Source organism: Nitrospirota bacterium, assembly GCA_016214385.1.
Lineage (GTDB): Bacteria > Nitrospirota > Thermodesulfovibrionia > UBA6902 > JACROP01 > JACROP01.
The window spans coordinates 1-2,621 of the sequence record JACROP010000082.1 but is presented as its reverse complement, the minus strand read 5'-3'; the positions used below and the strand labels follow the sequence as shown (position 1 = coordinate 2,621).

Here is a 2,621-nt window from a genome sequence, read left to right as displayed (position 1 = left end):
TGAACAACCTCTAAATCAACACTTCGCAATCTCTGAGCTATAAGTTTAGCGAGAGATATGCTAACAAATAGAACCTTATAAGACAATGGGTAAATGTAAAATTTTCAGTGTAAACGGAAATGAGTTTTTTCATTAAACTTTAATATTCTTGCAAATGCCTTGCCACTTTGTAAGTGTTTGATTTTAAAAGAGTGGACTTTGGGGGATGTAAACTTTCCAGACTTGGACAGCAGGTCACACTGATAATTCGGCAGTAATGCTCTCAAGGATGGTAGTTATAATAGCAGGGTCAAAGTCCTTAGCCAGATGCGGGAGAATCTGCAGCTCTTTAAGTTCTCCGCCAACTTCTTTTTGCAGGACCCTGAAGAAAACCTGCGAAATCTTACCATCAAACTGTGTCCCCAGGCACCCCTTGACTTCCCTCAGGGCCTCGGCGAGTGTGAGTCTCCCCCTGTATGGCCTGTCGGTTGTCATGGCATCAAAGGCATCAGCGAGAGTAAGTATTTTTACACCGTCACTGAGGTCATTTCCCATAAGTGCATCAGGATACCCCCTGCCATCGACCCTCTCATGGTGATGTCTTATAAAATCCACAACATCCTTCCAGGGAAACCTTATCTTGGAAAGTATGTCATAAGAAATCTGCGGATGTCTTTTTATCTCTCTCAACTCCACCTCAGTGAGATCTTTGCCTTTATTTATCACTTCCTTCTCAATTATTATCTTCCCTATGTCGTGGAGGAGGCCAGCAACATATATGCCCTCCACATCTTTTTCTCTCCAGCCGAGCTCCTTTGCAATAGCCACAGAATATTTTGCCACCCTGTGGGAATGATTTTTTGTATACGCATCCTTAGCATCAATAGCAGCAGCAAACGCCTGAATGGTGTCATGATATATGTGCCTCATACTCTCGTAAAGCCTCTTGTTTTCATTGACCTTGTGCGCGAGCTTTTTAAACAGGCTTGAGTTATGCAGTGTTATTGACATCTGGTTAGCTATTACTTTAAGCACATCCCTTTCACTCTGGAGGTAAGATACCCTTGACAGCCTTTTGCCGAGGGTAACGGCGCCCACAAATTCGTTTTTTGCAAAGAGCGGGATAAATGTCTTTGCCCGGAGTCTTTTGAATGCTTCTTCGTTCTGCTCGTAGAAGGAATCGCCTTTAATTTCCTTCATACTGTATGCCTCATTTTTCTTGAATGCCTTTATATGTGTGGTCTTTATATGCAGCCTGATCCCATCAGCTTCTTTCAGCCCCTTGTGGGTAAGGAGTTCAAGCCTGCCATGATTTGAATTATATATAAACAGGGCGGCCTTCGGCACAGAAAACATGCCTGTGACGACATAAAGGGTGGTTTTCATTTTCTCGTTAAAGCTCTTTGAAGATGTGACTTCCTGCCCGAGGTCAACAAGGGATGAGATGTTGAAAATAAGCCTCTTTAAAACCCATTTTTTCTGCATTTCAATTTAAATTTTTCAGGAAACTCAGGGCCTCTTCTTCGTCTTTAAAGATTCTTACATGCTTTGTAATGCCCAGTATCTCAAAGACATCGAGATGAATCTTCTTCACATTTGTAAAACAGAGATAAGCCCTGTATTCTGAAATCTCATGAACTATACCAGTTAAAACTGAAGCCCCGATACTGTTTATATACTGCATATTCGAAAAGTTTATCACAAGCTTTCTTAAACCCTTGTGGAGAAATTGCTCACATTCATGCTCCAGGCGCACAGCGCCGAGGTCATTAACATAACCGTTAGGTATAATAACCACCACATCGCTTGTGGCCTTCGAGGATATAGAGAAATTATTGTTCATTGGCCTGTGTCTTTTTTGCCATGGATAGAGCCTCCGGGTCTGAGACTCTTGACTAAAACCACCTTTGTTCCTCTTTCTGTTTTTTCAAATTTCACTGAATCGGTAAAGCTCTTCATGAGCTCTATACCCCATCCGCGGCCTGTATCCTCCTTGAGCCGTCTGCCGGTAAATGGCTCACCAACTTCCGGGGATATAAATTCTCTGCCGGAACTCTCAATGGATATCTCTATGCTCTCTCCACTAAAGTCAAAACTCAGATGAACCTTTCTGTCTTCACCTTTACTGTGCTCTATAGCATTTATACATGCCTCAATAATAGCCATCTGGAGCTGACCGATGACATCCTGGTCTAAGTGCAGGTTCTTACCTATCTGCTCAAAGGCCTGGGCAGCCACAAGCTCAGCCTCTCTGACCATCGGGATTGTCATTTCAAAGGAGACACCTTTATCTTTAATACTTGCTGACCTTTCAAGGAATTTTGTCTCAAAGTCCCTGTAAGACTTCTCAAGGATTTCTCTCATGTAAAGACAATCTATGAAGTCTCTTAAACCTCTGTCTCTCGGTATTCTGAAAACACCGAATTCGCCGGTTACAAAGCCTGAGAGATAAAGGGCTTTCATAATGCCCTCTGTCTGCTCATCGCTTAAAGAAAAAGACCTCGAAATCCTATCGCTGGTAAGTGGTTCACCAGCGGAGTTAATCTTATTGAGAATTTCAAGGGCTTTTCTTCTCAGGCTCACTTCCGGGAAAAAACTTTTTAGAATTGATGCCCAGTAAAGATAGATATTACCGCTGGAGA

The 2,621-nt window shown here is 42.6% G+C and carries 3 protein-coding genes; all 3 read right to left on the bottom strand.

Features of this window, described 5'->3' with window-relative positions; translation table 11 throughout:
* Positions 1 to 234: 234 nt before the first annotated feature.
* Complete coding sequence (locus HZC12_05190; GenBank protein MBI5026119.1) at positions 235 to 1,464, bottom strand: HD domain-containing protein; 1,230 nt, start codon at positions 1,462 to 1,464, stop codon at positions 235 to 237.
* A gap of 1 nt (position 1,465) precedes the next feature.
* On the bottom strand, positions 1,466 to 1,822 hold the full coding sequence (locus HZC12_05185; protein MBI5026118.1) for an STAS domain-containing protein: 357 nt from the start codon (positions 1,820 to 1,822) through the stop codon (positions 1,466 to 1,468).
* Positions 1,819 to 2,621 (bottom strand): ATP-binding protein (locus HZC12_05180; protein MBI5026117.1); only part of this gene is annotated, 803 nt, incomplete at its 5' end. The genes HZC12_05180 and HZC12_05185, both read right to left, overlap by 4 nt.